This window comes from Pseudomonas sp. C27(2019) (assembly GCF_008807395.1).
Classification (GTDB): domain Bacteria; phylum Pseudomonadota; class Gammaproteobacteria; order Pseudomonadales; family Pseudomonadaceae; genus Denitrificimonas.
In genome coordinates, this window is the sequence record NZ_CP043320.1 from 3057480 (window position 1) to 3084238 (window position 26759).

Consider the following 26759-nt stretch of genomic DNA (forward strand, 5'->3'; position numbering starts at 1 on the left):
TTGTCTATACAGTACAAGTATGTATTAATTGAATTTGACCGGCTAAACATTCCTTATTTTGCTATGTACTAGCCAGCTGAGTTGATGCTGCTGGACGCAAACCGTTATCAGGCTTTTGGAGAGAGAAGTACGCAGCGAGTTTAATCTGCTAGGTCGTGCTTTATAAGCATAGCGCTAGTAAAATAAGAGCCCGTTGTGCGTCAATGAATTCCTTAAAGGTGCGCAACGGTGAGAAGCTGCATGGCGTGGATGACGCTATACAAATGTAACAAGTACTCTACAGCTTAAAAGAGGCGGTGCCGCAATGGATTTACTGCAAGGCTTTATTACTATTACAGCCATTCACATTTTAGCCGCCGCATCGCCAGGGCCGGATTTTGTCATGGTCTCGCAGCAGTCATTAACCAATGGACGGCGCGCGGGGATTCTGTGCAGTTTGGGTATCGCGCTGGGTTTGTCAGTGCACATTATTTATTCATCGATTGGCATGGCGGCGCTGGTCAGTGAGTCGTTCCATGTACTGAGTGTGTTGAAGTTGCTGGCAGCGTTTTACCTTATATATTTGGGCATCAAAGGCCTAAGGAGTAAGCCAGTAATTGTGGGCGCGGCAGACGCAACAGGCGCTAAAAGGCTGTCATCTTTTAAGTTGGTGTCGCTAGGTTTTATATGCAATGCATTGAATCCTAAAGCGCCGCTGTATTTTTTATCGGTGTTCACGCTTGTGTTGTCACCGAGCATGCCGGCTTATCAGTTGTTTTTAATGGGTGCCTGGATGATGGTTGTACAATTTGCCTGGTTCAGTCTTGTTGCTTTATTGCTGTCCAAGCCGGCCGTTAAAAACAAGTTTCGTGCGCTGGGGCATTGGGTTGATCGTACTATGGGAGCGATTATGCTGGCGTTTGGGCTGCGGTTGTTAATCGCTAGGCTGACGGGTTGACGCTGCGCATTGTAAAAGCCAGTTCAAGGACTGTTCGCGGCGGTGTACAAATTTTATTGAAAGACTCAGCTTAGTAGCGAGAAGTCATTTTCTCAATCTGTTTTGTGGGTGTGTTATTGGCATAACTGCGCCCTATCAGAGCAGGGTTATTTAACCGTCTCTGACAGGGCTTCAAACTATTGCATCATTAAAATAAAATCACAGCGTTGTGAATGTTTAATTAATTTTAATTTCGCATAAGGATGCAGTGGTGTTTAGCTTTTCGCTGAGTTGGTTGTTTAAATCATCAGCATTTAAACCAAATCTATCAGCATATATATCTAGCGATGTAATGTGCGCATGTATGTAGCGTGAGTACAGCTCACAGCCGATAGGCTTATTGTCTTCGGCCAGTTCTGTATTGTTACGCAGCGCAAAAAATGCGTTACTGTAATGTAAAAACGCATCGACATAACAGGCTTTATAAGCGCTTTGTGCCTCATTGTTAACATCTTTTCCTTGCGACACCATTTTTGTTGCAGTACTTACCAGGCCGCCACACTCATAAACAGGGAGCTCGCCCTCAGCTGCTTTGTTCCATACAGCTTGGAATTTGGCTTGGTATGTGTCAGATAGGTCTGGCTTTGTAATCTCATTGGCTTGACTCAACCCGCTGATTGCGAAACTGAAAATCAAGATTAGTAGCGTGTTGCTTTTCATAAGGTTTACCTGCGTTAGCAAATTTATTCAGTTTGTTTACAGTAAAAACAAATGAGAACAGCCAAAAAGTATAGGTGCTCAGAAAGGCTGCTTTAAGAATACAATCTGACTCTCTGCAAGGCCAGGTTGCGCTTATCATATGTACTTTACCTGCGCTAAGGGCTCTTTTTATATGAGCGGGCTATCTTTTGTACAGTATTGCCTCATTTGGGCGTGTCTCTATGTCTGCAATGGCTGCTTCGCCGCTGTGCTCTATGAGGTCTGAATTTTACTCCTTCTTTTAACAAAAAAGTCATCATGCGTCACTCTGTCACCCCAATAACTCGTAAGTAAAACACTGTTTTAGATGTTTTCGCAGTTGCAATCAACCGCATATCTAGCCGTTTGCAGCGATAGCAGCTCAGCAGTACGACTGTTTCTGCAAGCATGCTGTTTTGCCAAGCTGGCCTTACTCATCAGTAAGTTATTTTACAGTGAGATGCGTCACCTGAGCGGCCTGTCTGAAGTGACTCACCGCTATGAATATGGCTAAGCGCTACTGGATATATAAAAAGTTAGTTATAGATAGGTGTTATAGTAAAAGGCATCTTAGTTAATTGGAGAATAATTTGAGTAAGAAAAAAATAGCTATTTTAGGCGCAGGTCCGAGTGGTTTGGCGCAATTGCGTGCATTTGAAGCGGCACGTTTAGCTGGTGCTAAAGATCTGCCAGAAGTTGTATGTTACGAGAAGCAAAATGCCATTGGTGGCATGTGGAATTACACATGGCGCACAGGCTTAGACAGAAATGGTGAGCCGGTTCACGGCAGTATGTATCGTTACTTGTGGTCTAACGGCCCCAAAGAATGCTTAGAGTTTGCTGACTACTCGTTTGAAGAGCACTTTGGTGAGGCGATCCCGTCATACCCCCCGCGTGAAGTCCTCAAAGACTACATTATGGGTCGAATTGACAAGCAAGATATCCACAAGTACATCCGTTTTGAATGCCCTGTACGTTGGGTAACGTTTGACGAAGAGACTAAAAAGTTCACTGTTACGGTGATGAACCATAAAAGCGGTGAGCAAGAAACCAATGAGTTTGATTATGTTGTGGTTGCGACGGGGCACTTCTCGACACCGAACATGCCGTACTTTGAAGGTTTAGAAGAATTCCCTGGCCGCGTTCTGCATGCGCATGATTTCCGCGATGCGCTAGAGTTTAAAGATAAAGACATCTTACTTGTCGGCAGCAGCTACTCTGCTGAAGATATTGGTACGCAGTGCTATAAGTACGGCACCAAGTCAGTCACCATCAGCTACCGCAGCCAAGCGCTGGGCTATGATTGGCCAGAAGGCATTAAAGAAGTGCCACTGATTACTCGCTTTGAAGGCGATGTTGTGCATTTTGCCGATGGCACCAGTCAGGCCTTTGATGCTGTGATTATGTGTACGGGCTATTTATTCCACTTCCCGTTCCTGCCTGATGAGTTGCGCCTGCAAACCCACAACTGCTTGTACCCAGCGAATCTGTATAAAGGTGTGTTCTGGCAGCCCAATCCGCAGTTGATTTATTTAGGCATGCAAGATCAGTACTTCACCTTCAATATGTTTGATGCACAAGCATGGTATGCACGTGATGTGATGACTGGGAAAATCGAGCTGCCTGACTTAGCCACGCGTGAGCAAGATGAGCAGCAATGGCTAGCTAAGCATGAACAGCTGAGCACTGTGAATGACTCGATTGACTTCCAGGCCGGTTATATCCGAGATCTAACCAACGCCACAGATTACCCAGAGTTTGCTGTAGAGAAGCAGGGCGATATCTTGAAGCAATGGCAGAAAGATAAAATAGCCAACATCATGGGCTTTAGAGAAAAAGCCTATACCTCTACTTTAACCAATACACTGGCGCCTGAGCTGCCAGAGCCTTGGTTGGATATTCTAGATGACTCATTAGAGCACTTTTTGAATATGTCATTTGTGACAAGCAAAAAGAAAAAAGAAAAAGCGACTAGCTAAGCAAAGGCAGTGGCTTAATAAAAACGGCGCAAGATATATTCTGCGCCGTTTTTTTATATGTGCGTTTCGGTTGTTATCGAGTAGATATGGTCAGTCTTATGCTTAGGTTCGAAAACGGGCAATAAGTTGGCGTAAGTTGTCCATTTCGCTATGGATCTCAGCCGTTGCATGCACGGTTTCTGTGGCATCAGACATGGTTTTTTCAGCTATACCAGTAATGTTGGTAATTGATCTATCCATTTCTATCGCCACCTGACTTTGCTCTTCAGCTGCGGTTGCAATTTGTTGGCTCATATCCGTAATCATAGTGACTGAATCAACAATTCGGTTGAGTACACTATCGGCTGCAGCCGTTTCGGATACAGCGGACTGTGCATGCTGTTGGCTGACCTGCATCATATCTGCAGCTCTGCTGGACTGTGATTGCAAACGTTCGATAATTGCGCGGATTTCTTCGGTCGATTTTTGCGTGCGTTGCGCCAAGCTGCGAACTTCGTCGGCAACGACCGCAAAACCACGGCCTTGTTCACCGGCACGGGCGGCTTCAATCGCAGCATTGAGGGCCAGTAAGTTGGTTTGTTCGGCAATACTGCTGATCACAGTCATCACTTGCCCGACCTCATAGCTGTCTTGCTTGAGCAGTGACATCACCTCGACAGCTTCTTCAACATGCTGAGCCAATGTGCTGATGCTGTTAATACTCTGTGTCACTATTGCACGGCCATTGATAGCTTCTTCGCTTGCGTGTTTGGCAGAGTCAGCAGATTGCACAGTATTTTGTGCGACTTCTTGGACGGTGGCAGCCATTTCATTCATGGCTGTTGCCACTTGATCAATTTCTAAGTGCTGGCGTTCAATGCCATGTACGGTCTCTTCTAAGCGGTGGGCGATATTATCAATTTTAGTGCTGACTTCTGCACTTGAGTGGGTGACGCCGCTAATAATTTCGCCAACATGGATTAGCATGCTGTTATAGGCAGTAAACATCTGCCCCACTTCGTTATCTGGGTTGTTGATTTTTAAGCGATGCGAGAAATCACCATTACCTACCGCTTCAAGGTGCTCTCGTAAAAGGCTGACTTGCTCCATCAGTACAGACATACCAAACATACGGCCGAGGGTAACGAGAATTAAAACAATAACCGATGCACTGGCGGCGAGTAGCAGTTGTGATTTGTTTTCGCTATGCGCCTCCATCATTAAGACAGCAGCATTCATTTCCTTTAGGACAATAGGTGAGCGTTCATACAGCGCTTGCAGATACTCAGAGTTAGCGGGGTTGTCTAGGTAATTAAAGATGACGCGTTTATAGTCTGCCCACAGCTGTTCGACGTGCTGTAACTGCTTGCGTATGTGCTGGTCGCTAATTGCAGAAATACCTTGCTGCGCATTACCGTTGAGCAGCGCATTATGAGCGTTTTCAAATTGCGTAATGGTAGCCTGTACGATGTCTTTACTGCCTACGCCTTGTCCAGCCAGTAGAGCTTCTTTAGCTACTTTTTGGCTGAGCATGCGTTGTGCCCCAGCTGTATTAATCCCTGCAGCATCATTGCTAAACGACAAAAATAAATGGATTGCAACTACAGAAGTAAACGCAGCGATTAAACAGTAAGAAAACAAAAACTGTTTATCAATGCTGCGAATGCCGATGCTGCGCAAGATCCATTGGATGCTGTTAGCGATTGATTGTCCCATTGTCATAAAACCTCGGGTTACACCTAGCAGTTATTTATTTTGCGTGGCGTTGGTGGTTAAAGTGTTTGTAGTCATTCTTAGGTCTATCGGCTTGAATGCAGTCTACTGTAGGGTTAATAGATTAAGAGTGCAGCTGGGTATCAAAGTCAAAACGTTAAATGTATGCACTCAGGTGTGTTGTCTGTTTTTAAGCGGCGCTGCAGGTAGGCGCCTTCGTTTGTTGCAACCAGCGTATCGGACTGTGGCACTATAATTTTTGCGACAGCAACATTATTGATCGTATATGTGCGGATGGTTACTGTTAATGAAGGGTGTGTTTGTGAAGCAATCAGCGCTGCTAAGTGAGCAGTGTTGCTATGTTTTCTGTGGAGGCCGCTGGGTGTGCCGTCGTCTTCTACGCCAAGCCATAGCTCACCGCCTAGAGTATTAGCCAAGCAGGTTAGCGCCTCGATAAGTTCTCGATCAGGGTAACCGTTGCGGTCGCTTTTGAACTCAACGGTGAGGCTTTCTACAGAAGGAAGGGCGACTGGCACAGCATCCACCTTATCGGTCATGTGGTACAAAACGCTTTATTTATAGCAGTCAAGGATAACAAAAGCTGGTGCTTTGTTTGATACTAGCGCAGTAAATAAGGCTTATCATGCTCAGTTTTCTGCAGCGTTAGGCGCGTGTTATTCAATATGCTTGATTTTCTTAGGGGTGTTCAATGCATCAAATCAATCCTAAAAAACTGTTACACAGCAAATGGACAGCGGTCAGTCCTATCAATAAAGAGAAGCATTTTTTGGTGACTGAATTAAAGTTTGATGAAGAAGGTACTGTTATTCATTGTTTGCTTGAGGCGGTGATATCCAATCGAGTAGCGCCTATTGACTGGCAAGAATTGAAGAACAGTGCGCATTGGCGACAAGGCTGGCAATAAGTTGCGGTGCATAAACGCATACAGAGCGAGCTGGGCTGACTTGGGGCGCGCGCTCGAGCCTGATCAGCCCATGTTTCATGTTTGTGCAGTGTGAGAGTCAATGATGCGCCATCGAGTTTTTACTTATATCACCCGTGCCGACCAACTGCTTATTCTTGAGTACGTTGATGGCCGCTATGTGCAGCCACAAATACCTGGTGGAACGGTTAAACAAGGTGAGCCTGTGATGCAGGCGGCGCTACGCGAAGCCCAAGAAGAAACCGGTTTGACGGGGTTACAGTTGGTTAAATGTTTAGGCAGTTTTGAGCGTGACTTAACTGATATTGGCCGTGATGAAAGCATTGTTGCTTGGTTTTTCCACCTGCATACCAGTGAATCTACGCCAGTATCATGGCGGCATTTTGAAAGTGATTCATCTGAAGGTTTTGGCCCGATTGAGTTTATTCTGTCTTGGGTGCCGCTCAATAACATCCCCGAGCTGGGTGGTATTGATCAAGTCATGCTGCCAGAGCTGCATGCATCTGTTGCTGAGCAGCGCAATAGATAGGACAGTTTAGTGCGCTGCAATTGCAAGGCGACAACATGTCCTATCCAGTGTTAGCGAGCTAGATGTTATAATGTAATACTTAATTTTAAATACCTGCATTCGCACACAAATATTGTGCGCGGCAGTTTATTATTTATGAGGCGAGTATGAAAATTGCAGTCACCAGTCAAAATCGCAGAATAATTACCGAGCATGCCGGTCGCTGTCGCAATTTTTGGATATTTACGATTGATGATAACCAGATCATCGACAAGCAATTACTAGAGTTAGCCAAAGAGCAGTCATTCCATGAGAGTTCGGTGCATGAGCCGCATCCGCTTGATGATATCGACATCTTGATTACTGCAGGGATGGGCAGCGGCATGGTGCGGCGTCTTGCGCGTAAAGGTATCAAAGGCTTGGTGAGCAACGAAAGCGACCCAGAAACAGCAGTGTCACTGTATTTAAAGGGTGAACTTAAAGCTGTAGAGGCGCATCCGCACGAGGGTCATGGCCACGACCATGCGCATTGAGTCACAGGCTGTCCGCGTATAACTGGTCGTTAGGCGACGGTTAAAGGTCGCCTAACTGCAGGATTATTGTGCGGTTAAGCCGCCATCAACAATAAACTCTGAATCTGTGGAGTAGCTGGAATGATCTGAGGCAAGATAGAGCACAATGCTGCTGGCTTTTGTCGTCTGCAGTATAGGTTTAAGGCTGATTTAGATAAGAGGTGTGTTATGCAGTTAATCGAAGCGTTGCAACGTCGCTACGCAACCAAGGCGTTTGATAGTACGAAAAAGTTACCCAATGTTGTGATCGAGCAGCTATTTGCTTTGCTGCGTTTGAGCCCATCGAGCACCAATATTCAGCCGTGGCATTTTGTTGTGGCGAGCACCGAAGAGGGTAAAGCACGCTTAGCCAAAGGGGCTGGTGGTAGTTACAGCTATAACAAAAGTAAAATTCTCGATGCTTCGCATGTCGTACTGTTTTGCGCGCGCACCCAGATTGATGATGAACACTTACAAAAGGTGTTGGCAGCTGAAGAGCGTGATGGTCGTTTTACCGCTAAACCAGAGGTTAAAGCTGCAGCGCATAACACCCGTTTGGCGTATTTAAATGAACATAAATTCATTAAGAAAGATGTGCCGCACTGGCTGGAAAAGCAAATCTATTTGAATCTAGGTAGTTTTTTACTGGGTGCTGGCTTGTTAGGTATTGATGCAGTGCCGATGGAGGGGATTGATCAAGCGCTACTGGATGCTGAGTTTGGCTTAAATGAGCGAGACTTGACTGCTGTGACTGCAGTAGCGCTGGGCTACCGTGCAGATACGGACTTTAATGCGGGTTTGCCTAAGTCGCGTTTAGCGGCTGATGATATTTTCACCCTGATTTAACCGATGCGTATTCTAACCGCGGCACACAGTTATCAAGAGGAGATCCGCAAGAGCCGTTTTCTGGCGCAAGCGGTGCACCTGCCTGCTGCCGAGCAGGCGGCTGATTTGATTGCTCAGTTGAGTACGGCTCATGCTTCACATAATTGCTGGGCGTGGCGTTGTACTGAGCAATACCGTTTCAGTGATGATGGCGAGCCGGGTGGCACAGCAGGCCGGCCGATTTTAGCGGCGATTGAAAACCAAGGGTTTGATCAAGTATTGATCGTGGTGACGCGTTGGTATGGCGGAATCCAGCTTGGCACCGGTGGCTTAGCACGCGCCTACGGTGGCTGCGCAACTCAGGTGCTGCAGAACGCGCCCAGCAAAATACTGGTGCCGCGCACGACGCTAGCAGGGCATTGCCCTTACACCTATTTGGATGTGTTTAAAGTGCGCATTGCCGAGGCTGGCGCTGTGCTTAATAGCGAAGAGTTTGATGCAGAGGGTGCTTGGTTGAATCTTTCTGTGCCTGATGAAGAGATTGCTGGACTGCAAGACGCACTGAGTCAGGCCACGCGCGGCGCTAGCACCTTGCAAGAGATTGATCTAGCGTAAATTAAGCGACTCTAGAAACAAACAAACCGCCTTAAAGGCGGTTTGTTGTCAGTGAGTTGTTGCGATTAACGCCAGCCAGCACGATCCATTAAACGAATCGCTTCTGCTTGACGCTTACCGGCCACTTCTACCGGAATAGTGTCAGCTTTGAATTCGCCCCAAGCGGCCACTTCAGCAGAGGGCGCAACGCTTGGATTGGCAGGAAACTCTTGGTTAACACCGGCAAAGATGCTTTGTGCTTCGCCGGTTGTCATCCACTCTAAGAGTTTGCGTGCTGCGTCAGCATTGGGTGCATATTTAGTGATACCGGCACCGGATAAGTTGACGTGAACACCACGATCATCTTGGTTCGGCCAGTACAGTTTTACTTTTAGATTCGGCTCTTGTTTGTCTAAACGGCCAAAGTAGTAGCTGTTCACAATACCAACATCACACTGGCCTGCGTTGATGGCATTGAGTAAGGCGGTGTCATCAGAGAACACGTCAGTGGCCAAGTTATTGATCCATGCTTTGACCAGTTTTTCTGTGTTTTCAGTGCCGTGTGTCTCGATCAGAGTGGCGGTCAAGGACTGGTTGTAGACTTTCTTACTGGTGCGCAAGCATAGGCGGCCGTCCCAGTTTTTGTCTGCCAAGGCTTCGTAGGTGCTTAATTCATCAGTGCTTACGCGCTCGGTTGAGTAGGCAATGGTTCGTGCGCGTAACGATAAACCTGTCCAGTAATCATTACTGGAGCGGTATTGCGTAGGAATATTGGCTTTAATTTTTTCAGAGTTAAACGGTTGTAAAATACCCATTTGTTCTGCTTGCCAGAGGTTACCGGCATCGACTGTGATCAGAATATCAGCAGGGGTGTTGCCACCTTCGGCTTTTAGGCGAGCCATCAAGGGTGCTTCTTTATCGGTAATGAATTTAATCTTCACGCCGGTTTGTTCGGTGTATTTATCAAATACAGGCTTTATCAGCTCATCGATACGCGATGAATAAACGACGATATCGTCTGCTGCTTGTACATGGCCTGCAATAACGCTTAATGCAAGTGCGGCGAGAATAGGTTTACGAATTGACATGGCAGCCTCAGGTTGGGTGAAATTGTGTAAATGATAGTTACTTGCATTTAGATAATCAACTAAATACATGAGAAACTTGCTGCTTCATGCTCTGAGTCAAAGGTTATAGGCTGACTTAAAGCGCACAAAGAAACTGCACAGACGCACGCGGTAAGCGCCTGCGTCAGGCGTTTTAAGGTTTGGCTAAGTCGGGTAAGTCGCTGCCCAAGCCCAGTGCTTGGCGAATAAACACGGCTTTGGCTTCGCTGAGGTTGTCGACCATTTTCAAGCCACTGTTGCGCAGCCAGCGTAAGGCTAAGGCGTCAGCCTGAAATAGATGCTGAAAACCCTCCATCGCCGCCATCATGGCTAAATTATGGGGCATGCGGCGCCGCTCAAAACGACTCAGTACGCGCTCGCTGGCGATATCTTCACCGCGCTGTATGGCATGCAGTAACTCTTCAGCCAAAACCGCTGCATCCAAAAAGCCCAAATTGACGCCTTGCCCCGCCAGTGGATGAATGCTGTGTGCAGCGTCGCCAATCAGCGCCAAGCCGGGTGCAACATAGCGCTTGGCGTGACGTTGGCGCAGGGGAATGCTGTAGCGCTGATCCGCATGCTCGATTGTGCCTAAGCGCTGCTCGCAGGCCTGACCAAGCGCTTGGCAAAACTGAGTATCGTCTAATGCCATAATCTGCTGAGCGTGCTCCTCAGGAACCGACCAGACAATTGAGCACCAGTTTTTTCCGTCACTGTGCTTGAGCGGTAGCAAAGCCAGCGGGCCATCATCAGTAAAGCGTTGCCATGCCGTTTCTTGGTGCGGTTTCTCGCAGCGCACACTGGTGACAATGGCGTGATGCAGGTAATCCCACTCTCGGGTGGCGCAACCTACGAGGCGACGCACCGCCGAGTTAGCACCATCGGCGGCAATAATTAAACGGCTACGAACCTTGCTGCCATTCTCTAATTGCAGCAGCCAACCGTCACCGGAGCGGCGCAGTTGTTCGACTTTAGAGTGCGCGAGCAGGTCAATGCTGGATTCGTGCAGTTGCTCCAGTAAAGCATCTTGTACGATGCGATTTTCCACGATATGCCCGAGCACATCGGCATGTACGCTGCTGGCAGAAAAATCAATCTTGCCAGTACCAGAGCCATCCCAAACATGCATGTCACCATAGGGGCTGGCACGGCGCTGGACAATTCCCGGCCATGCGCCAACACGCTCTAGAATCCGCTGACTGGCCAGCGATAAAGCGCTGACACGTGGCTCAAAAGCATGCTCTGGGCTGAATGGCGTCACGCTAAGCGGACTGCCGTCCACTAAGAGAATATTGAGGCCGCTGTCTTTGAGGGCTAAGGCAAGGCTGCTACCGACCATGCCAGCGCCGACGATGATTAAATCTGCGTGCATATTCAAATCCTACTGTTTAGCGTCAGCAAGCTGCGCTTGAGCTTTACGACGGATATATAAGGTTTTTTCCACTCGCGCGACCAATGTGCCCAGATCATCGCGCACTTCAACATGGTATTTTGGTAGATACTTGTCGCCGTTGGCGGTGTGCTCACGAATTGTATTGAGCATGCTGTCATCAATCTTAAACTCAGCGTGCACTGTGCCTTTGCCTGGGCTGACAAACTCAATATGCGCTGCTTTGTCCCAAACAATATAGTCGCGGCCAAGGTTCTCCATCAGCATTAACATATAAAAAGGGTCGGTCATCGAGTACAGCGATCCACCAAACTGGGTGCGTACATAGTTACGGTTATACCAGGTTAAACCCATGCTGACTCGAGCTTGACGAAAATCTGGGCTGATCTGGCGCACCTTGATGCCAGCACCTAAATAGGGCGGGTAGAGGTTCATCAGCCAGCGTAAAGCGCGTGCTTTGCGTGCTGTTTTCTTAGACTGCATGATCAGCTCTTATCCTGTGCGCCACGCACGCCGAGGCCCATGGCTTGCCGCGCAAACCAGCGTTTGGCGGGCGGTATAAGGTCCAACCCCAGTAAACCTAAATTGCGCCCACTGGCTAGCAGGGGTTTGCCGTTGGAAAATAAGCGGGTGACCCGATCAGAAAAACCAATGGTCAGTTCTTGATCACGTTGCTGGTTGTTTTGAAAACGTTGCAAAGTGGCTAAGTCTCCTGGTGTGACAGGGCCGCTGAGTAAGCACTCAGCCAAAGCCATGCTGTCGCGCAGAGACAGGTTGTAACCTTGTCCGGCAACCGGATGCAAGCTGTGTGCGGCATTGCCCAACACGACTAGATGGCTGCGCACTTGCTCGCTGCTCTCAATCAAACTCAGTGGGTATAAATGGCGGCTGCCGACCTGCTCAATTGCGCCTAAGCGGTAGCCAAAGCAGGCTTGCAGTTCTTGCAAAAATTCTTTGTCCGGTAACCCATACAAACGCTGTGCTTCTGCAGGCTGGCGGGTCCAGATCAGTACGCAGCGGTTGTCGGCTAAGGGCAGTAAGGCCATGGGGCCGGCATCGGTAAAACGTTCAAAAGCCGTGCCTTGATGAGGTATGGCGCTGCTGATATTGCTGATCAGCGCAGTTTGCCCATAAGGGGTTGTGTGCGCATGAATACCGAGCTTTTCACGCAGGCCAGAGCGGCCGCCGTCGGCTAAAATCGCTAAATCACAATCAAGGCTGCTGCCGTCATCCAGATCAAGACGGTAACCGTCACTGATTGTTTGCATCTGCTCGACGCGCGCTGGGCAGCGCCATTCCACCACGTCGCTGTCTAAGGCTGCCCATAGGCAATGGCCGAGCCAAGCATTTTCGACAACATAGCCCAAAGCGGGCACGCCTTCTGCGCTGGCACTGATGCGTGCTGCAGCAAAGCGACCGCGGTCAGAGATATGAATATCGTCAATCGCTTCAGCGCGCGGTGCTATGGCATCCCACAGGCCTAAGCGCTGATAAATTTGCTGACTGCCGTAGGACAGCGCTGAGGCGCGTGCATCATAGCTGGGTTGGTAACTGTCGCCAGGTGCATAGGGCTCGATCAGGACAATTTTCCATTGCCGCTCGCGTGCGCCGGCTTGTAGGGCTAAAGCCAAGCTAGCACCAACCAGACCTCCACCAATAATTGCGATTTGCACTCGGCTCATCAATTAAGCTCCTGCTTGCTGTGCGGCGGCCATTAAAGCTTCAATGTCTTCGATTGTTTTCGGAACGGCATTGGTTAGAACCTGGCAGCCATTTTCGGTAACCACCACATCGTCTTCAATGCGCACGCCGATACCACGCCACTGCTCTGCAACATCAAGATTGTCCGCCGCAATATAAATGCCCGGTTCAACGGTCATGGTCATACCTGCTTCTAGCGCACGCCACTGACCATTGATCTTGTAATCGCCGACATCGTGCACGTCCAAACCGAGCCAGTGTCCAGCACGGTGCATATAAAAAGGCTTGTAGGCTTCGCTTTTAATTAACTCATCCAGTTCGCCTTGCAGTAAACCCAGTTCTAATAAACCTGCGGTGATCACCCGTACCGTGGCATCGTGGGCATCATTCCAGCAGTGCTTGGGCGAGATATAATTCATCGCTTCTAGATTAGCTTTAAGAACAATCTCATAAATGGCTTTTTGCTCGGGGCTGAAGCGACCATTGACCGGGAAGGTGCGAGTGATATCGCTGGCGTAGCAGTCAATTTCGCACCCAGCATCAATCAGCACTAAATCACCGTCCTGCAGTGCTGCGTTATTTTCTGTGTAATGCAAAATGCAGGCGTTTTTACCGCTGGCAACAATTGATGAATAGGCTGGCAGCCGTGCACCACCTTTACGAAACTCATAGTCCAGTTCGGCTTCTAAGTGGTACTCATGCAGCCCAGGCTTAGCGGTTTGCATGGCACGGATGTGCGCGCGGCAGGAAATGTCAGCAGCGTGCTGCATAGTGGCGATTTCCGCAGGGCTTTTATATAGGCGTGCATCGTGCAGGAAGTGATCAAGCACCACGAATTCTTTTGGCGGCTGTGCGCCCATGCGTGCTTTGCTACGAATGCTGTTGAGCCATTCCATCATGTGCTGATCAAACTCTGGATTGTTGCCAATCGAGTAATAGACACGCTCACGGCCTTCAATCAGGCCCGGCAATATGTCGTCAATATCGTTGATCGGGAAGGCATCGTCGGCTTGATAGTTAGCGACTGCACCGTCTTGGCCGGCACGCAGACCATCCCAGAGTTCGCGCTCAGGATTGCGTTCACGGCAAAAAATAATGAACTCGCCGTGTTCACGCTTTGGAATTAACACCAGCACGGCTTCTGGCTCAGCAAAGCCTGATAAGTAAAAAAAGTCGCTGTGTTGTCGATACGGGTATTCAACGCTGTTGTTGCGGGTACTGACTGGCGCTGCCGGCAGGATCGCAATGCTATTGGGCGTCATGCGCTGCATCAGTTGTTGGCGGCGTTGGGCGTATTCAGACAGGCTGATTGAGCTCATGTGCGCTGGCTCCTTGATTAGTGTACGGCGGGTTCTTCTTCATCGTCATCAGCGCTCGCTGCTGTGTCGCTCGCGTATTCGCTAAATAAGAACAAAGGTGCAACACGTAAGTATTCGTTAATCTCCATGTATGCCACTTCGCCCTCTTCGTCCTCCTCGTCGTCGGCTTGGACTTGCGCGATAGAGATGAAGTCCTCAAGGATTTCACGCGCTTCTTTAGATAACTCAGTATTGCCAATATTGCTACCGAAGCCGCTTAGAAAGCCTTGTGCCCACTGACCGATTGCTGTGGTGCGTAAACTTAAAGCTTCGTCATCGCCGGGCAGTAATAGCGTCAGCGAAACACTGCTTTCTGCCAGCAACTCTGCTTTGACCATTTCTTGTAGGCCTATGAGTGCCGCGTGCAGGTTGCTTGGCACTTCACTGTCAAATAAATCCTGTGCTTCTTCGAGCCAGTCTTCAGCGGCAAAACCCGCGCCAGCACAGCAGCGGCCAAGCAATAAGCCTTGCAGTTCTGCAGGTGAAACGGGCGCGCCGCTGCTGTTGAGTAATGTTGCAAATGAGGTGTAAGCAGATTGAGATTGAGACATGAAAAATCCGAAGTTATGGAACTGTTAACTGGTGATGATGGTCATTGATGCAATAGGCGCGAGTATATCGCGTTGTTGAGTATGGCGCTAAAAACTGATGTTTGCAGCCTGTCTATCTGTGTTCTTGTTAAAGGTTTTCAGTTGATGTCTGATAAGCGAGTCTGTTTAGGATTTATAGGGATGATCTAAGAAGCCTGTTGGCATTTCTTAAACTTATTTGTTAGATGTACTTGATAGCACTGTGCCTTATGTTCACTGGGCGCTAGAATAACAGACATAATAATTGAGTCATGTGATGTAATGATGACTGGAGGGCTCGTGAGACATACTGATTTACCAGCCTTAGCGCAGGCCGTTGAGCAATTGATTCAACGTAATGCTGATCTTAGAGCACAAAATAAAACCCTACGTGAAGAGCGTGGGCAGTTGTTAGAAAAAAACGAAATAGCGCAACAGAAAGTTGCCGCTATGATTTCTCGCCTTAAAGCGTTGGAGCAAGATTCATGAGTGAATCGCAAACAGTGACTGTGCGCATCTTAGATAAGGATTACCATATTGCTTGTCCTGAATCAGAGCGCGCCAATTTAGAGCGTGCAGGTGATTATCTTGATAAGAAAATGCGAGATATTCGCCGCTCCGGAAAAGTCATTGGTACTGAGCGTATTGCTGTGATGGCGGCGTTGAATATCACTTATGAACTGCATAATAAACAGCGCGATGCAGCAGGTGACGGTGAAAGCTCTGAGCAAGTTGCGCAATTGCTGATGCGCGTACAGCAGAGTTTGGGTGACAGCGAGTGAAGCAGGCTTGAGGCTCATAAAGATCTGTGTATACTAGACGCATCTCCCTCGAGTGTCTGCCAGTTGACTACGTCCCTGAGCCGATTCTTACCACACTGGGGATTGCATTTTAGATTGGTGAGCATGTCCGCAAGCGGAAAGCCTAAAGGTCTGACGTAATCTCCGCCTTGAACTTTCGGGTTCAAGGGCTATGCCGACAGCGTCACGTCTGGGGAGTCCTATCCTACTTATGCAAGTTGAAATACCTCTATCTCGCACGTTGTTACGCGCATCATTGCGTCAGCAGCGGCGCAGTCTTTCTCCTTCACAGCAAATACAAGCAGCGCAACAGTTGTATCGACAATTTGCTCAGCATCCATTATTTCGGCGTGCGCAGCATATTGCTTTATACCATGCCAGTGATGGTGAAATTGACCCGAAATTTTTGATGCATGAAGCATGGCGGCGCGGTAAAAGTGTCTATTTGCCAGTCTTGCCAAGATGGTCTAAAACGACAATGCTGTTTCAGCGTGTAGGGCCGAATCAGCAATGGGAAAAAAATCGCTTTGGCATTTTGCAGCCGCGCTGGTGTGCTGCTGAGCAGCGTGCCGCATGGGCTCTAGATGTGGTTTTTCTACCTGTTGTGGGGTTTGATCAGCAGGGCGGGCGCTTGGGTATGGGGGGTGGCTTTTATGATCGTTGTTTTGCTCAGCTGTGCCAGCGTGAGCATTGTGTCACACCACAGCGTATTGGCTTGGCACATGAGTGTCAGCGTGTTGAGCAGTTACCGCTAGCGCCGTGGGATGTGCCATTAAGTGCAGTGGTTACTGATCAGGCTTGGTATGTGGCGCAAGCATAGTTTGCGTTTTGTAAGTGCTGGCAGCGCCATCCGCAGCGGAGCGTTCCCAGAAACTCTGTGTGTAGCCCGTGGTGACGACACCTAAGCCAAAAATAATCGCTAAAATCCACATTAAATCAGGTTTGCGTTTCATTGTTGCTTTGCTCTCCGGCAAATTTAAGCAGCGTGCTCGGCTGTTTTGCTAAGTTGTAATGGCTGTGACGGATCGTTTGTATATTTGCCTGTCTGTGCAGGTTAACACTTAGAGATTGCAGTAATGCGTAAAAGTTCATTTTATATAAAAATTTTATTGTGAATGTGAGCTGTGTTTACTGATGCCCAGTACTTCATTAATGCTTAGGTTAAATTGATAGCTGCAGCTAGACGCTTACCACGGGCAGAGTATAATCTTGTTATACTTTTTGAGTATTGTGTCAGTTTAAGAAAAATGCATTAAGCTAAAGTTGGATGTGTATTGAAACTAAATTTTAGCAGTACCAATTTGTTCGGTATTGCTTTCACTTGCTAGGAGCAGGTATGTCAGCGGATAAAGGTCCATCTCGTTTATATATTGTCCCATTATTATTAGCCTTGGCTGCGGCCGGTGGCTTTGGTTACTGGAAGTCCTTACAAGACCGCTTGCCTGAAGGGATTTATGAAGCCAATGGCCGTCTTGAAGCAACAGAAGTGCAGGTCGCCACTAAATATCCAGGCCGACTCGCTGAAGTGCTGGTTGCTGAAGGCGATAACGTGCTGAGCGGACAGTTATTGGCGCGTATTGATACGCGCACTTTAGAAGCACAGCGCGCGCAAGCACAGTCGGAAGTGGTGCGCGCCCGTGAAAATGTTGCCTCTGTGCAAGCCACTGTGCATTTACGTGAAAGTGAGCGCCGTTTAGCGCTGCAAGACTTAACACGCTTTCGAGAGTTGTATGCACGTGGTCATTCCAGTGGTCAGCAAATTGATCAGCAGCAAGCACGCTTTGATACCGCTTCCGCAGCTTTAGAAGCGGCACAGGCGCAAGTGCAAGCCGCGCAAGCCTCGATTGCTACTGCTGAGGCGATGGTTGCGCAGCTGACCAGCGAGATTGATGACAGCAGTCTGCGTGCCCCGATGAACGGGATTGTGCAGCTGCGCTTAGCCGAGCCCGGCGAAGTGTTGGGTGCGGGTGGTCGTGTGTTTTTGTTAATTGATCCGTCTGATCAGTATATGAATGTGTATTTGCCGTCGGCTGTGGCTGGGCGCTTAGCTGCCAGTGATCAAGCACGGATTGTGCTGGATGCTTTGCCTGAGCAACCGTTGCCTGCCGAAGTGGCCTTTGTCGCTGCCAAAGCACAGTTCACCCCTAAAGAAGTTGAAACCCGTGATGAGCGGCAGAAATTGGTGTTTCGCGTCAAGCTGCGCCTGACTGACCCTGCTGCTGTACCGCAAGCCAAGCCTGGGATGCCCGGCTCGGCGTATGTGCGTCGTGATGCCACTGTCGAGTGGCCTGAGCTATGGCAGTAAAGCACAGCGAGTAGTGGAAGGCGGGCAGTGCCGGTAAGGCAGGCTCAATGGATGAGACAGACAGTTAGGTAGAGCATGAGTACGCAAGCAATCAGTGGCGCGCATATTTATCACCGTTATGGCAAACAGCGGGCCTTAGAGGATGTCAGTTTCAGTTTGCCGGTGGGCAGTCGCTGCGGTTTGATTGGTCCTGATGGGGCGGGCAAGTCCAGCTTATTGGGCCTGATCTCTGGGGTGAAAATCCTGCAGAAAGGTGAGCTTAATGTGCTTGCTGGTCCGATTGATCAACGTCGGCATCGCGCAACGCTCTATCAGCGCATTGCCTTTATGCCACAAGGGTTGGGGCACAATCTGTACCCTGATTTATCCATTGCAGAAAACATCCGCTTCTTTGCCACGCTATTTGGTTTAAGCCGTGCTGAGCGTGAAACGCGTATGGTCAGCTTGCTAAAAGCCACGGATCTGTATGAGTTTGCCGAGCGTCCTGCGGGTAAATTATCTGGAGGGATGAAACAAAAGTTGGGTTTGTGCTGTGCGCTGATTCATGACCCGGATTTACTGATTCTTGATGAGCCGACCACTGGAGTTGACCCCTTAGCACGCCGTCATTTCTGGGATTTGATTGAGCAGGTGCGCGCTGATCGACCACAGTTGACTCTGCTTGTGGCCACCGCCTATATGGACGAAGCAGCGCAGTTTGAGTATTGCTTGATGATGGATCGCGGCCGTGTGCTGGCGTCGGGCCTAACCAAAGAGGTGGCGGCCGTTACCCCAGCGGCAATTTGGATGATGCTTTTACCTATTATCAAGGTGCAGGTGCAACTCAAGCTGAGCCGTTACAGGTCGCAGCTTTTGCACCTGACACCCGTGAGATTGTGATTAAAGCCACGGATCTCACCTTGCGCTTTGGCGATTTTACTGCGGTCAACAACGTCAGTTTTGAGATTGAGCGCGGTGAAATTTTTGGTTTTTTAGGCTCTAACGGTTGCGGTAAAACCACCACCATGAAAGTGCTGACGGGATTACTGCCGGCCACTGAAGGTGAGGCGTGGTTGCTGGGTCAGCCGGTGGATGCCAATGATTTAGCGACCCGCAAACGCGTGGGTTTTATGTCGCAAAGCTTCTCGCTGTATGGCGAACTGAGCGTGCTGCAAAATCTTGAACTGCATGCGCATTTATTTGATATTCCCAAGGCGCAAGGGCAGCAGCGTGCCCAAGCGCTTATTAAACGCTTTGAGTTAGGCAATTACATTGATGAGCAAGCGGGTGCCTTGCCGCTGGGCTTGCGCCAACGCTTATCCTTAGCGGTGGCGGTGATTCATGAGCCAGAAGTGTTGATTCTGGATGAGCCGACCTCGGGCGTTGACCCTGCTGCACGTGATGATTTTTGGCGCTTATTATTTGAATTATCGCGCGAGCAAGGGGTGACGATTTTCCTCTCCACCCACTTTATGAATGAAGCAGAGCGCTGTGATCGTATTTCACTGATGCATGCCGCCAAAGTGTTGGCTGTGGGCACACCTGCCGAGCTGCAAGAGCACTATGCTGGCGAGACCCTTGAAGACGCTTTCGTTACTTGTTTGCAAGAGGCGCAAGGCCTAAGTGACGAGCAGCCTGAGCAGATCAGTACCGCGACCGAAGCTTTAACTACAACACCACGGCAGGGCTTTAGCTTAAAGCGCACACAAGCCTTGGCGGTGCGCGAAAGCAAGGAGCTGCTGCGCGACCCTGTGCGCCTCTGGTTTGCCTTGCTCGGCGCAGTCTTTATGATGATTATTTTAGGCTTTGGTATTTCCCTTGATGTGGAAGACTTGGCCTTTGCCACGCTCGATCAAGATAATACCGCGCAAAGTCGTGCCTATTTAGAGGGCTTTCGTGGTTCGCGCTATTTTTCCGAGCGCGAGCCTTTAAATAGTATGCAAGATTTGCACGCGCGCTTGCAGCGTGCTGATATTAAACTGGCGATTGAAATACCGGCCGGTTTTGGGCGTGATTTATACGCTGGGCGTCAGCCGCAAGTGGCGGTGTGGATCGACGGTGGTATGCCATTTCGTGCCGAAACCAGTCGCGGTTATGTTGAGGCGCTGCATCAAGATAACCTGCAGCGTTTAAGAGATGAAGGTAGCACTGCAATGCCGTCCTTGGCCGCCCCTGCACGTTTAGAGACGCGCTTTCGCTACAATCAAGATGTGATCAGCGTTAATGCCATCGGCCCTGGCGTGATGGCGCTGATCTTGGTGTTTATTCCTGCGATGCTGACAGCACTGGGTGTGGTGCGGGAAAAAGAACTGGGTTCGATTACCAACTTCTATGCCACGCCGTTGACCCGCTTGGAGTTTTTACTGGGTAAGCAAATACCCTATTTAGTGGTTAGCTTGTTAAACCTTACGCTTTTGGTGGCGATTAACCGCTGGCTATTTGATGTGCCACTCAAAGGCAGCGCTGTTGCTTTGGCGGTTGGTGGTGTGCTCTATGTATTAGCGACTACGAGTTTTGGTTTATTGGTATCAACCGTGACTAAAACGCAAATTGCGGCAATTTTAGGTACGATGATTCTCACTACGCTACCCACTATTCAGTTTTCTGGGCTGATTACTCCGCGTTCATCCTTGGATGGTGGCGCCGCCTTGATGGGCGTGTTATTTCCCGCAGGCTATTTCCTTGATATTGCCGTGGGTACCTTTACTAAAGCGCTGAATTTGCGTGATCTTTGGCCGCAATGCTTAGCTTTGTTGGGCTTTTTTATAGCCTTTACCGGCTTAAGTCTGCTCCTTTTGAAAAAGCAGGAGGCCTAAAACATGCATAAGCTATCGCATATTTACCGCTTGGGTATAAAAGAGTTAATCAGTCTGCGTTACGACTCTGTGCTGCTGCTGTTTATGCTGTATGCCTTCAGTGCCGCGATCTATATGCCAGCCTCAGGCTCGGCAGTAGGTGTACACAATGCCAGTGTGGCGATCGTCGATGAAGATAACAGCCGCCTGTCACGTCAGTTAGCTGAGGTGTTGCGACCGCCAGAGTTTCAAACCCCAGTGCTGCTGCCTTACGCGCAAATTGATCAGGTACTGGATAGCGGTCGCTATACGTTTGTAATTAATGTGCCGGTGAACTTTCAAGCGGACTTGATGGCCGGTAAACAGCCCGAGCTGCAGATGAACGTGGATGCCACGGCGATGAGCCAAGCCTTTATGGGCGCTGGCTATATGGCTCGTATCTTTCAACGCGAATTGCAGCAGTTAAGTGGCGTCAGTACTGAGCAGCCGATTAAGCTCACTACTCGCGCGTTATTTAATAGCAATATGCAAAGTGGCTGGTTTTTGGCGATTATTCAGATCATTAATAACGTCACCATTTTAGCAATTTTACTCACTGGTACGGCGCTGTTGCGTGAGCGCGAACACGGTACGCTTGAACATTTATTGGTGTTGCCGCTAACGGCCTTTGAGATCATGCTGGCCAAAGTTTGGACCAGTATGCTGGTGGTTGTGCTCTGCACCTGGCTGTCGCTGGAATTGATTGTGAAAAAAGCCTTAGGCGTGCCTTTAGTCGGATCGATGGTCTTGTATTTAACTGTGACGGCGCTGTATTTGTTTGCCACTACAGCGCTGGCGGTATTTCTAACCACTTTGGCGCGTTCGATTCCGCAATTTGGCCTACTGTCTATTCCGGTGTTGATGCCGATGCTGCTGTTATCTGGTGGTACTACGCCCTTAGATAGCATGCCGCTGTGGCTGCAGTGGGTGATGCAGTTGTCACCGACCACGCACTTTGTCAGCTTATCGACAGCAATCTTGTTCCGGGATGCAGGTATTGCCTTAGTGTGGCCAGAAATGCTGGCGTTGTTAGTGATTGGCTGTGTATTTTTCTTAGTGGCTTTGCTGCGCTTTCGGCGCAGCTTAACTGCATGAATTGAGTTGTCATGCAGGTTAAGTATGCAGCAATAACAGTAGGGCTAAGTGTCTTGGCAAAAGCGTAAGCCAACGCCGGTGGTAGTGGTGCGCACAACTTCCATTTGCAGAATGGGTGCCTCAATGGGTAGGCCTTGTACTTGTCCGCTGACGATATCGCCGATTTTAAGCTTGATGATATCTGGGTGATTAATAAGCACACCTTCATCGGACAAGTCTTCTGTTGTTGCAAAAATCTCACCCAATAGTGGATGCCAAATTTTAATCTGGCAATTTATACAGGTCCGAATGCTTTGGCGAATATCTGTAGTCATAATTCAGTGTCCATTAAATTATTCTGACGACCTACTTTAAGCTGACTTATGCTGCGATATCAAGAAATCTTAATACCAAGACTGCTCGCCTTCTGGACGTTTTTTGAAACGTTTCATCGTCCACATGTACTGCTCAGGCCAGCGTTGTACATAGCTGGCGAGTACATCACTCATGGCGCTCACTGAAGTATAGGTATCAGTGCTGTACATCGCGTCCGGTGCAGCTTCTAAAATAACTTTAAAGCCGCTGCCGTCTGCAAGGCGAATGGCATGCAGAAAAACTGCACTGACTTTATCCTGTTTGCCGCCCAGCATACCGGCGACAAACTTGCTGGTCAGGGCTGTTGTACCAAGGAAAGGGACAAATTCGCCAGCGCTACGACTGGGCTCGGGATCGGCTGGAATGCCGACGCTGCCGCCATTGCGTACTTCTTTGATGACACTAATAATGCCTTCGCGGGTCGAGGGTGCAACGCGATTGCCTTGCTGTACACGTTGGGTTTTTAGCAAGTCATCAAGGGCTTTTAACTTGGGTGGGCGATAAAAAATTATGGGTTTACATTGTGCGCAGTAAAAGTGATTGAGCACCTCCCAGTTACCCAGATGGCTGGTAATGCCAACCACGCCTTTGCCGCTGGCCAGAGCCTCTTCTAGAATCTCTAAGCCTTCAACTTCGCGTATGTATTTTAAGGTCTTTTCTGGTGGCCAAATCCATGCGCAGGCGCTTTCAGTAAAGGATTTACCGATGCTTTTTAAGCTACGCCCAGTCAGTTGGTCAATTTCAGTGGTGTTTAGCTCAGGAAAACAGTGGCTGAGGTTGGTGCGTGCGACTTCACGGGAGCGGCTTGGTATTTTCCACATCAACCAGCCAATTGCGTTGCCTAGCGCTTGCACGCCGCGCCAAGGCAATAAAGCAATCAGTTTTAAGACACCCAGTGCCAGCTTGCCCTTCAAAGATTCCACATATCACCCCTATGGCACTATTTAAAACACGTAAGTTACTGGATTTGCTGAATTAAGTCAGCAAGCAGCGCTTAAGACGTCTTTTGCCAGAGTGCGTAATACACTTGGCCAGTATGCTTTTCCCGATGTAAGCGCCATGTATGCGGCACGCCCAAACTTGAGGGTGCTTGCTCACTCTCGGTATAAATCCATGCGCATGGGTTGAGCCAATTGTTGCACTCTAATAACTCACAGCTATTTAGCAGTAAATCTTGGTGGAACGGCGGATCGAGCAGCACGATATCAAAGCCATGTTCTGCTTCGCTGCTTAAATAGTGCAGGGTATCAACGCGTAACACCTCAGCAGTTTCACAGGCTAACAGCGCTAAATTACCGCGTAGATTATTTGTTGCATCGGCATTGGAGTCTAGCGCCACGCCTGAACTGGCACCGCGTGAGAGCGCTTCTAAAAACAACGCACCACTGCCGGTGTACGCATCCAACACGCGTGCGCCTTGGACATAGGGTGCTAACCAATTGAATAAGGTTTCTCGGACGCGATCAGGTGTCGGTCGTAGCCCAGGCGCCTGCGGCACACTCACTTTACGTGAGCGCCACAATCCACCAATAATGCGGACCTGACTGGATTTAGGCTGAGCGGGCTTTATTGTGCGTTTAGCCATCAGTGCTGGCGCTCCACGGCTGCTGGAGCAGCGCGCTCAACCGGTTCAGGCAAGGGCAGCTGCTCAACCTTTGGGCCGACAGTAACAATGACCAATTGCTCTGGGTTGAGATGACGTTGAAAGGCAGCATGTACGTCGGCAACACTGAGTGCCTGTAGATCTTGCATAAAATCGCTCATCCAAGTCAGTGGCATGTCATAAAAACCGATGGCGGCCAATTGACCCACAATCGCTGAGTTACTGGCGGCGCTGAGTGGAAAGCTGCCAAGGCTTTCGCGCTTTGCATTCGCCAGCTCTGCTTCGCTTGGGCCGTTGTTAATGAACTCACGCAACAAGTCTTGTACCAGTTGCAAAGTTGCCTCACTGAGTTGTGCGCGGGTTTGTACGTTAATCATAAAGGGCCCAGTGGCTTGCATCGGGCTAAAGCCTGAATAAATACCATAGGTTAAGCCACGTTTTTCACGGACTTCTTCCATTAAGCGGCTACCAAAGCCGCCACCACCGAGAATCTGATTGCCCAAAAAGAGTGCAGGGTAATCATCGTCACCACGCTTTACGCTCAGTTGCGCTAGCATGATATGCGTTTGTTCTGAAGGGAATTCAATATGCGTGCGTGATGCTGCAGTGGCCTGTGGCTCAGCTGTGCTTGCAGCCGCAGCGCCACGCGGTAAGCGCGCTGTCACCTGTTCGCTGATCGCTTTGGCTTGCGCAAGAGTTAAATCACCAACAAGGGCGATTTGTGCGTTTTCAGCGCTATAGTAGCTGCGGTGAAAGTCGCGTAGTTGTTGGCGCTCAATATTTGGAACGGATTCGGCAGTACCTGAACTGGGGTGGGCATAGGGATGCTGCTCATACAGCTGCTCAAATAAAGCTAAGGAGGCTTGCTTACTGGGATCTTGTTTTTGGTATTCGAAACTGGCCAGCAGTTGATTTTTGATCCGTGCCAGTGATTCGGCTGGGAAGCTGGGCTTTGCCGTCACCTCGCTAAATAGATCTAGCGCTGGCGCGCTAAGCTTGGGGTCGCTCAAGCTGCGTAAGCTAACCACTGCCATGTCACGGTAGGAGCCACTGGAGAAACGTGCACCAAGGTTTTCAAACTGGCTGGCAATATCACCTGCATTTAACCTGCCTGTACCCTCATTGAGCATGCTGTTGGTCAGGCTGGCTAAACCGTAGGTGCTGCCATCTTTGCTGCTACCGGCAGAAAAGGTTAAGCGCAAATCAAACATCGGTAATTCAGGGGCAGCCATAAACAGCACTTTAGTACCTGACGATGTGTGCCATTGTTGAATGTCCAGCGTGCGCGTCACCGGGTCTTTTTTCGACAGTGCGGCTAAGCTGCTGATGCGCTGTTCGACGGGTTTAGGCTGAGCTGATTGCGCACTATCAAAGGTGCTGCAGCCAGCATTTAAGAGTAATACAGCGCTGATAAGGCTTGCGCTAAGCATACGCAGGGACATCATGGGCGCGCCTCCTCGGGGTGCACATAAGCGGTGGTTAGTCGAGTGGGGATAAAGAACTGCTGAGCGGCGGCTTGAATATCTGCTGGCGTCACTGCCTGTAACGTGGCTAAGTCGCTGTCTTGCAAGCGCCATGACAGGCCGACACTTTCTAAACGACCGATTTGTTGTGCTTGGCTGGTGATGGAGTCTTGTGCATACACTTCAGCAGCCAGTACTTGCGCACGCACACGATCCAACTCGGCAACGGTTGGTGGGGTATCTTGCAGCAGTTTAAGTTGTTGCCAAAGACCGGCCTCAACTTGAGCTAAGGTTTTGCCTTTCTGTACATTTGGTGCGGCCGATAGCACAAACAAACTGTCGCCGCGTGAGAAGGCGTTGTACCAAGCCGATGCACCAGCTACCAGTTCTTGCTTGCGCTCCAGCTCGGTCGGTAGCCGTGCGCTGTTACCGCCGTCCAATAAGGCGCTGATTAAGCGCAGTGCATGCACGCTCGTTGAATTGTCGCTACTGGCGAGGCTGGGCACATTAAAGCCCATCATTAAACTGGGCAGCTGGGCTTTAAGGTATAAAGTGATGCTGCGTTGCCCTGGCTCGGCTTGCTCTAAAGGTTGTTTGCTGGCTGGAATAGGGCGTGCGGGAATCTTAGCGAAGTGGCGCTCTACCAACGTTTTGACTTCATCAGGCTGCACGTCACCGACAATCACTAAAATAGCATTATTGGGTGCATACCAGCGATCATGCCAATCGCGTAAATCAGCAATGGTCATGCGCTCAAGATCATGCATCCAGCCAATGGTAGGGATATGGTAGCCGCTAGCAGGGTAGGCTAGGGCCTTGAAGCGCTCGTAAGCTAATGAGCTGGGCCGATCATCTGTGCGCATACGGCGCTCTTCTTTGATCACCTCGATTTCACGAATAAACTCATCTTCTGGCAGGGTTAGACTGGCCAAACGGTCAGCTTCCATTTCTAGGGCGACTTCTAAGCGATCACGTGCCAAGACTTGGTAATAGGCGGTGTAATCATCGCTGGTAAAGGCGTTTTCTTCAGCGCCTAGCTCGCGTAAAATGCGTGAAGACTCTCCTGGACCTAATTTGCTGCTGCCTTTGAACATCATGTGTTCAAGCGCGTGGGCTAAACCAGTGCTACCTGGGGTTTCATAACTGGAGCCGATTTTATACCAGAGTTGGCTGACCACGACCGGTGCGCGATGATCTTCGCGAACAATCACCTTAAGTCCGTTGTCTAAGCTGAATTCGGTGGTGGCGGTCTGCGCCATTAGCGGTGTTATAAGCGTACTGGAAAGAAATAGTACGATGTAACTGAAGAAAATTTTCATATGAGAACCTTTTAAACTGCGCTCTGAGTTTAGCTACCAAGGGCTTAGGGATGTTAGGATACAGCAATCATTTTATTAACAACCATATCTGATTATTATTTACTTTAATGCCCTCAGATATGCTGACCTGCTGAGAT

27 protein-coding genes, 1 other RNA gene and 2 pseudogenes are annotated in these 26759 nt (G+C 49.3%); 14 read left to right on the top strand and 16 right to left on the bottom strand.

Annotated elements, in window-relative coordinates; all coding sequences use genetic code 11:
* The first annotated feature begins 304 nt into the window (after positions 1-304).
* Positions 305-937 (top strand): LysE family translocator, encoded by a 633-nt coding sequence (locus tag FXF61_RS14080; RefSeq protein ID WP_151185842.1) that lies wholly within the window; start codon positions 305-307, stop codon positions 935-937.
* A gap of 216 nt (positions 938-1153) precedes the next feature.
* Here the strand turns inward: FXF61_RS14080 and FXF61_RS14085 are convergent, their stop codons facing one another.
* Entirely contained in the window at positions 1154-1636 is a 483-nt protein-coding gene (locus FXF61_RS14085) for a hypothetical protein (RefSeq protein ID WP_151185843.1), read from the bottom strand.
* A gap of 608 nt (positions 1637-2244) precedes the next feature.
* On the opposite strand from FXF61_RS14085, the gene FXF61_RS14090 reads away from it, so the two are divergent.
* Positions 2245-3633: an NAD(P)-binding domain-containing protein gene (locus FXF61_RS14090; protein ID WP_151185844.1), complete on the top strand. Its 1389-nt coding sequence runs from the start codon at positions 2245-2247 to the stop codon at positions 3631-3633.
* Positions 3634-3735: 102 nt separating this feature from the next.
* On the opposite strand, the gene FXF61_RS15355 is transcribed toward FXF61_RS14090, so the two are convergent.
* From FXF61_RS15355 to FXF61_RS14100, 3 genes and pseudogenes are all read right to left on the bottom strand, one after another.
* Positions 3736-4620 (bottom strand): methyl-accepting chemotaxis protein, encoded by an 885-nt coding sequence (locus FXF61_RS15355; protein ID WP_371921517.1) that lies wholly within the window; start codon positions 4618-4620, stop codon positions 3736-3738.
* Positions 4606-5334, bottom strand: a pseudogene (locus FXF61_RS15360) (type IV pili methyl-accepting chemotaxis transducer N-terminal domain-containing protein); the annotation flags it as partial. The gene FXF61_RS15355 and the pseudogene FXF61_RS15360, both read right to left, overlap by 15 nt.
* A 140-nt stretch (positions 5335-5474) precedes the next feature.
* Entirely contained in the window at positions 5475-5882 is a 408-nt protein-coding gene (locus FXF61_RS14100) for a helix-turn-helix domain-containing protein (RefSeq protein ID WP_256663446.1), read from the bottom strand.
* Positions 5883-6034: 152 nt separating this feature from the next.
* Between FXF61_RS14100 and FXF61_RS14105 the strand changes: the two genes are divergently transcribed.
* The 5 genes from FXF61_RS14105 to FXF61_RS14130 all read left to right on the top strand — a co-directional run bounded on the left by FXF61_RS14105 (position 6035) and on the right by FXF61_RS14130 (position 8767).
* On the top strand, positions 6035-6250 hold the full coding sequence (locus FXF61_RS14105) for a TIGR02450 family Trp-rich protein (protein WP_151185846.1): 216 nt from the start codon (positions 6035-6037) through the stop codon (positions 6248-6250).
* Between the two features lie 100 nt (positions 6251-6350).
* A complete protein-coding gene (locus tag FXF61_RS14110) occupies positions 6351-6797 on the top strand; it encodes an NUDIX domain-containing protein (protein ID WP_151185847.1) in 447 nt (148 codons plus the stop codon).
* Positions 6798-6943: 146 nt separating this feature from the next.
* Entirely contained in the window at positions 6944-7309 is a 366-nt protein-coding gene (locus tag FXF61_RS14115) for a NifB/NifX family molybdenum-iron cluster-binding protein (RefSeq protein ID WP_151185848.1), read from the top strand.
* Between the two features lie 207 nt (positions 7310-7516).
* Positions 7517-8173, top strand: a complete 657-nt coding sequence (gene nfsB / locus FXF61_RS14125; RefSeq protein WP_151185849.1) for an oxygen-insensitive NAD(P)H nitroreductase — start codon at positions 7517-7519, stop codon at positions 8171-8173.
* Between the two features lie 3 nt (positions 8174-8176).
* On the top strand, positions 8177-8767 hold the full coding sequence (locus FXF61_RS14130) for a YigZ family protein (protein WP_151185850.1): 591 nt from the start codon (positions 8177-8179) through the stop codon (positions 8765-8767).
* Positions 8768-8832: 65 nt separating this feature from the next.
* Here FXF61_RS14130 and FXF61_RS14135 read toward each other — a convergent pair whose 3' ends face one another.
* From FXF61_RS14135 to FXF61_RS14160, 6 genes are all read right to left on the bottom strand, one after another.
* Positions 8833-9834, bottom strand: a complete 1002-nt coding sequence (locus FXF61_RS14135; RefSeq protein ID WP_151185851.1) for an extracellular solute-binding protein — start codon at positions 9832-9834, stop codon at positions 8833-8835.
* A gap of 172 nt (positions 9835-10006) precedes the next feature.
* The gene (locus FXF61_RS14140) at positions 10007-11224 is read right to left on the bottom strand and encodes a 2-octaprenyl-3-methyl-6-methoxy-1,4-benzoquinol hydroxylase (RefSeq protein WP_151185852.1); all 1218 of its coding nucleotides are present in this window, start codon (positions 11222-11224) and stop codon (positions 10007-10009) included.
* A gap of 9 nt (positions 11225-11233) precedes the next feature.
* The gene (locus tag FXF61_RS14145; RefSeq protein WP_151185853.1) at positions 11234-11725 is read right to left on the bottom strand and encodes a DUF4442 domain-containing protein; all 492 of its coding nucleotides are present in this window, start codon (positions 11723-11725) and stop codon (positions 11234-11236) included.
* 2 nt (positions 11726-11727) lie between these two features.
* On the bottom strand, positions 11728-12924 hold the full coding sequence (gene ubiH, locus FXF61_RS14150) for a 2-octaprenyl-6-methoxyphenyl hydroxylase (protein WP_151185854.1): 1197 nt from the start codon (positions 12922-12924) through the stop codon (positions 11728-11730).
* A gap of 3 nt (positions 12925-12927) precedes the next feature.
* The gene (gene pepP / locus FXF61_RS14155; protein ID WP_151185855.1) at positions 12928-14262 is read right to left on the bottom strand and encodes a Xaa-Pro aminopeptidase; all 1335 of its coding nucleotides are present in this window, start codon (positions 14260-14262) and stop codon (positions 12928-12930) included.
* 17 nt (positions 14263-14279) lie between these two features.
* On the bottom strand, positions 14280-14852 hold the full coding sequence (locus FXF61_RS14160; protein WP_151185856.1) for a UPF0149 family protein: 573 nt from the start codon (positions 14850-14852) through the stop codon (positions 14280-14282).
* A gap of 303 nt (positions 14853-15155) precedes the next feature.
* On the opposite strand from FXF61_RS14160, the gene FXF61_RS14165 reads away from it, so the two are divergent.
* From FXF61_RS14165 to FXF61_RS14180, 4 genes are all read left to right on the top strand, one after another.
* Entirely contained in the window at positions 15156-15359 is a 204-nt protein-coding gene (locus FXF61_RS14165) for a TIGR02449 family protein (protein ID WP_371921518.1), read from the top strand.
* Positions 15356-15652 carry a cell division protein ZapA gene (locus FXF61_RS14170; protein WP_151185858.1) on the top strand — a complete coding sequence of 99 codons (297 nt, stop codon included), beginning with the start codon at positions 15356-15358 and terminating at the stop codon, positions 15650-15652. The genes FXF61_RS14165 and FXF61_RS14170 overlap by 4 nt, the downstream gene beginning before the upstream one ends.
* Positions 15653-15693: 41 nt before the next feature.
* Positions 15694-15871: non-coding RNA, 6S RNA (gene ssrS, locus FXF61_RS14175), on the top strand.
* Positions 15872-15881: 10 nt separating this feature from the next.
* Complete coding sequence (locus FXF61_RS14180) at positions 15882-16490, top strand: 5-formyltetrahydrofolate cyclo-ligase (RefSeq protein WP_151185859.1); 609 nt, start codon at positions 15882-15884, stop codon at positions 16488-16490.
* Here FXF61_RS14180 and FXF61_RS14945 read toward each other — a convergent pair.
* The gene (locus FXF61_RS14945) at positions 16456-16623 is read right to left on the bottom strand and encodes a hypothetical protein (protein WP_178087323.1); all 168 of its coding nucleotides are present in this window, start codon (positions 16621-16623) and stop codon (positions 16456-16458) included. The two genes, FXF61_RS14180 and FXF61_RS14945, sit on opposite strands and share 35 nt — an antisense overlap.
* 383 nt (positions 16624-17006) lie before the next feature.
* Between FXF61_RS14945 and FXF61_RS14185 the strand changes: the two genes are divergently transcribed.
* The 3 genes and pseudogenes from FXF61_RS14185 to FXF61_RS14195 all read left to right on the top strand — a co-directional run bounded on the left by FXF61_RS14185 (position 17007) and on the right by FXF61_RS14195 (position 21883).
* Complete coding sequence (locus tag FXF61_RS14185; protein ID WP_151185860.1) at positions 17007-17975, top strand: HlyD family secretion protein; 969 nt, start codon at positions 17007-17009, stop codon at positions 17973-17975.
* 75 nt (positions 17976-18050) lie between these two features.
* Positions 18051-20770 (top strand): annotated as a pseudogene (gene rbbA / locus FXF61_RS14190) (ribosome-associated ATPase/putative transporter RbbA).
* A gap of 3 nt (positions 20771-20773) precedes the next feature.
* A complete protein-coding gene (locus tag FXF61_RS14195) occupies positions 20774-21883 on the top strand; it encodes an ABC transporter permease (protein ID WP_151185861.1) in 1110 nt (369 codons plus the stop codon).
* Between the two features lie 44 nt (positions 21884-21927).
* Here the strand turns inward: FXF61_RS14195 and FXF61_RS14200 are convergent, their stop codons facing one another.
* The 5 genes from FXF61_RS14200 to FXF61_RS14220 form a co-directional block, all read right to left on the bottom strand.
* Positions 21928-22197 (bottom strand): PilZ domain-containing protein, encoded by a 270-nt coding sequence (locus FXF61_RS14200; RefSeq protein ID WP_151185862.1) that lies wholly within the window; start codon positions 22195-22197, stop codon positions 21928-21930.
* Positions 22198-22266: 69 nt separating this feature from the next.
* Entirely contained in the window at positions 22267-23160 is an 894-nt protein-coding gene (locus FXF61_RS14205) for a lysophospholipid acyltransferase (protein ID WP_151185863.1), read from the bottom strand.
* A gap of 71 nt (positions 23161-23231) precedes the next feature.
* Positions 23232-23822 carry a 16S rRNA (guanine(966)-N(2))-methyltransferase RsmD gene (gene rsmD, locus FXF61_RS14210; RefSeq protein WP_151185864.1) on the bottom strand — a complete coding sequence of 197 codons (591 nt, stop codon included), beginning with the start codon at positions 23820-23822 and terminating at the stop codon, positions 23232-23234.
* A complete protein-coding gene (locus FXF61_RS14215) occupies positions 23822-25285 on the bottom strand; it encodes a pitrilysin family protein (protein ID WP_151185865.1) in 1464 nt (487 codons plus the stop codon). The genes rsmD and FXF61_RS14215 overlap by 1 nt, the downstream gene beginning before the upstream one ends.
* Positions 25282-26622 (bottom strand): pitrilysin family protein, encoded by a 1341-nt coding sequence (locus FXF61_RS14220; RefSeq protein WP_151185866.1) that lies wholly within the window; start codon positions 26620-26622, stop codon positions 25282-25284. The genes FXF61_RS14215 and FXF61_RS14220 overlap by 4 nt, the downstream gene beginning before the upstream one ends.
* Positions 26623-26759 lie beyond the last annotated feature (137 nt).

Bases quoted from the DNA above. Each gene is read 5' to 3' on its own strand.
- FXF61_RS14130 (WP_151185850.1), top strand. From the start codon at position 8,177: ATGCGTATTCTAACCGCGGCACACAGTTATCAAGAGGAGATCCGCAAG.
- FXF61_RS14110 (WP_151185847.1), top strand. From the start codon at position 6,351: ATGATGCGCCATCGAGTTTTTACTTATATCACCCGTGCCGACCAACTG.
- FXF61_RS15355 (WP_371921517.1), bottom strand. From the start codon at position 4,620: ATGTTTACTGCCTATAACAGCATGCTAATCCATGTTGGCGAAATTATT.
- FXF61_RS14140 (WP_151185852.1), bottom strand. From the start codon at position 11,224: ATGCACGCAGATTTAATCATCGTCGGCGCTGGCATGGTCGGTAGCAGC.
- FXF61_RS14100 (WP_256663446.1), bottom strand. From the start codon at position 5,882: ATGACCGATAAGGTGGATGCTGTGCCAGTCGCCCTTCCTTCTGTAGAA.
- FXF61_RS14185 (WP_151185860.1), top strand. From the start codon at position 17,007: ATGTCAGCGGATAAAGGTCCATCTCGTTTATATATTGTCCCATTATTA.
- rsmD (WP_151185864.1), bottom strand. From the start codon at position 23,822: ATGGCTAAACGCACAATAAAGCCCGCTCAGCCTAAATCCAGTCAGGTC.
- FXF61_RS14165 (WP_371921518.1), top strand. From the start codon at position 15,156: ATGACTGGAGGGCTCGTGAGACATACTGATTTACCAGCCTTAGCGCAG.
- FXF61_RS14115 (WP_151185848.1), top strand. From the start codon at position 6,944: ATGAAAATTGCAGTCACCAGTCAAAATCGCAGAATAATTACCGAGCAT.
- FXF61_RS14145 (WP_151185853.1), bottom strand. From the start codon at position 11,725: ATGCAGTCTAAGAAAACAGCACGCAAAGCACGCGCTTTACGCTGGCTG.
- FXF61_RS14160 (WP_151185856.1), bottom strand. From the start codon at position 14,852: ATGTCTCAATCTCAATCTGCTTACACCTCATTTGCAACATTACTCAAC.
- FXF61_RS14220 (WP_151185866.1), bottom strand. From the start codon at position 26,622: ATGAAAATTTTCTTCAGTTACATCGTACTATTTCTTTCCAGTACGCTT.
- FXF61_RS14085 (WP_151185843.1), bottom strand. From the start codon at position 1,636: ATGAAAAGCAACACGCTACTAATCTTGATTTTCAGTTTCGCAATCAGC.
- nfsB (WP_151185849.1), top strand. From the start codon at position 7,517: ATGCAGTTAATCGAAGCGTTGCAACGTCGCTACGCAACCAAGGCGTTT.
- FXF61_RS14080 (WP_151185842.1), top strand. From the start codon at position 305: ATGGATTTACTGCAAGGCTTTATTACTATTACAGCCATTCACATTTTA.
- FXF61_RS14195 (WP_151185861.1), top strand. From the start codon at position 20,774: ATGCATAAGCTATCGCATATTTACCGCTTGGGTATAAAAGAGTTAATC.
- ubiH (WP_151185854.1), bottom strand. From the start codon at position 12,924: ATGAGCCGAGTGCAAATCGCAATTATTGGTGGAGGTCTGGTTGGTGCT.
- FXF61_RS14180 (WP_151185859.1), top strand. From the start codon at position 15,882: ATGCAAGTTGAAATACCTCTATCTCGCACGTTGTTACGCGCATCATTG.
- FXF61_RS14170 (WP_151185858.1), top strand. From the start codon at position 15,356: ATGAGTGAATCGCAAACAGTGACTGTGCGCATCTTAGATAAGGATTAC.
- FXF61_RS14105 (WP_151185846.1), top strand. From the start codon at position 6,035: ATGCATCAAATCAATCCTAAAAAACTGTTACACAGCAAATGGACAGCG.
- FXF61_RS14200 (WP_151185862.1), bottom strand. From the start codon at position 22,197: ATGACTACAGATATTCGCCAAAGCATTCGGACCTGTATAAATTGCCAG.
- FXF61_RS14215 (WP_151185865.1), bottom strand. From the start codon at position 25,285: ATGATGTCCCTGCGTATGCTTAGCGCAAGCCTTATCAGCGCTGTATTA.
- FXF61_RS14135 (WP_151185851.1), bottom strand. From the start codon at position 9,834: ATGTCAATTCGTAAACCTATTCTCGCCGCACTTGCATTAAGCGTTATT.
- pepP (WP_151185855.1), bottom strand. From the start codon at position 14,262: ATGAGCTCAATCAGCCTGTCTGAATACGCCCAACGCCGCCAACAACTG.
- FXF61_RS14945 (WP_178087323.1), bottom strand. From the start codon at position 16,623: ATGAAACGCAAACCTGATTTAATGTGGATTTTAGCGATTATTTTTGGC.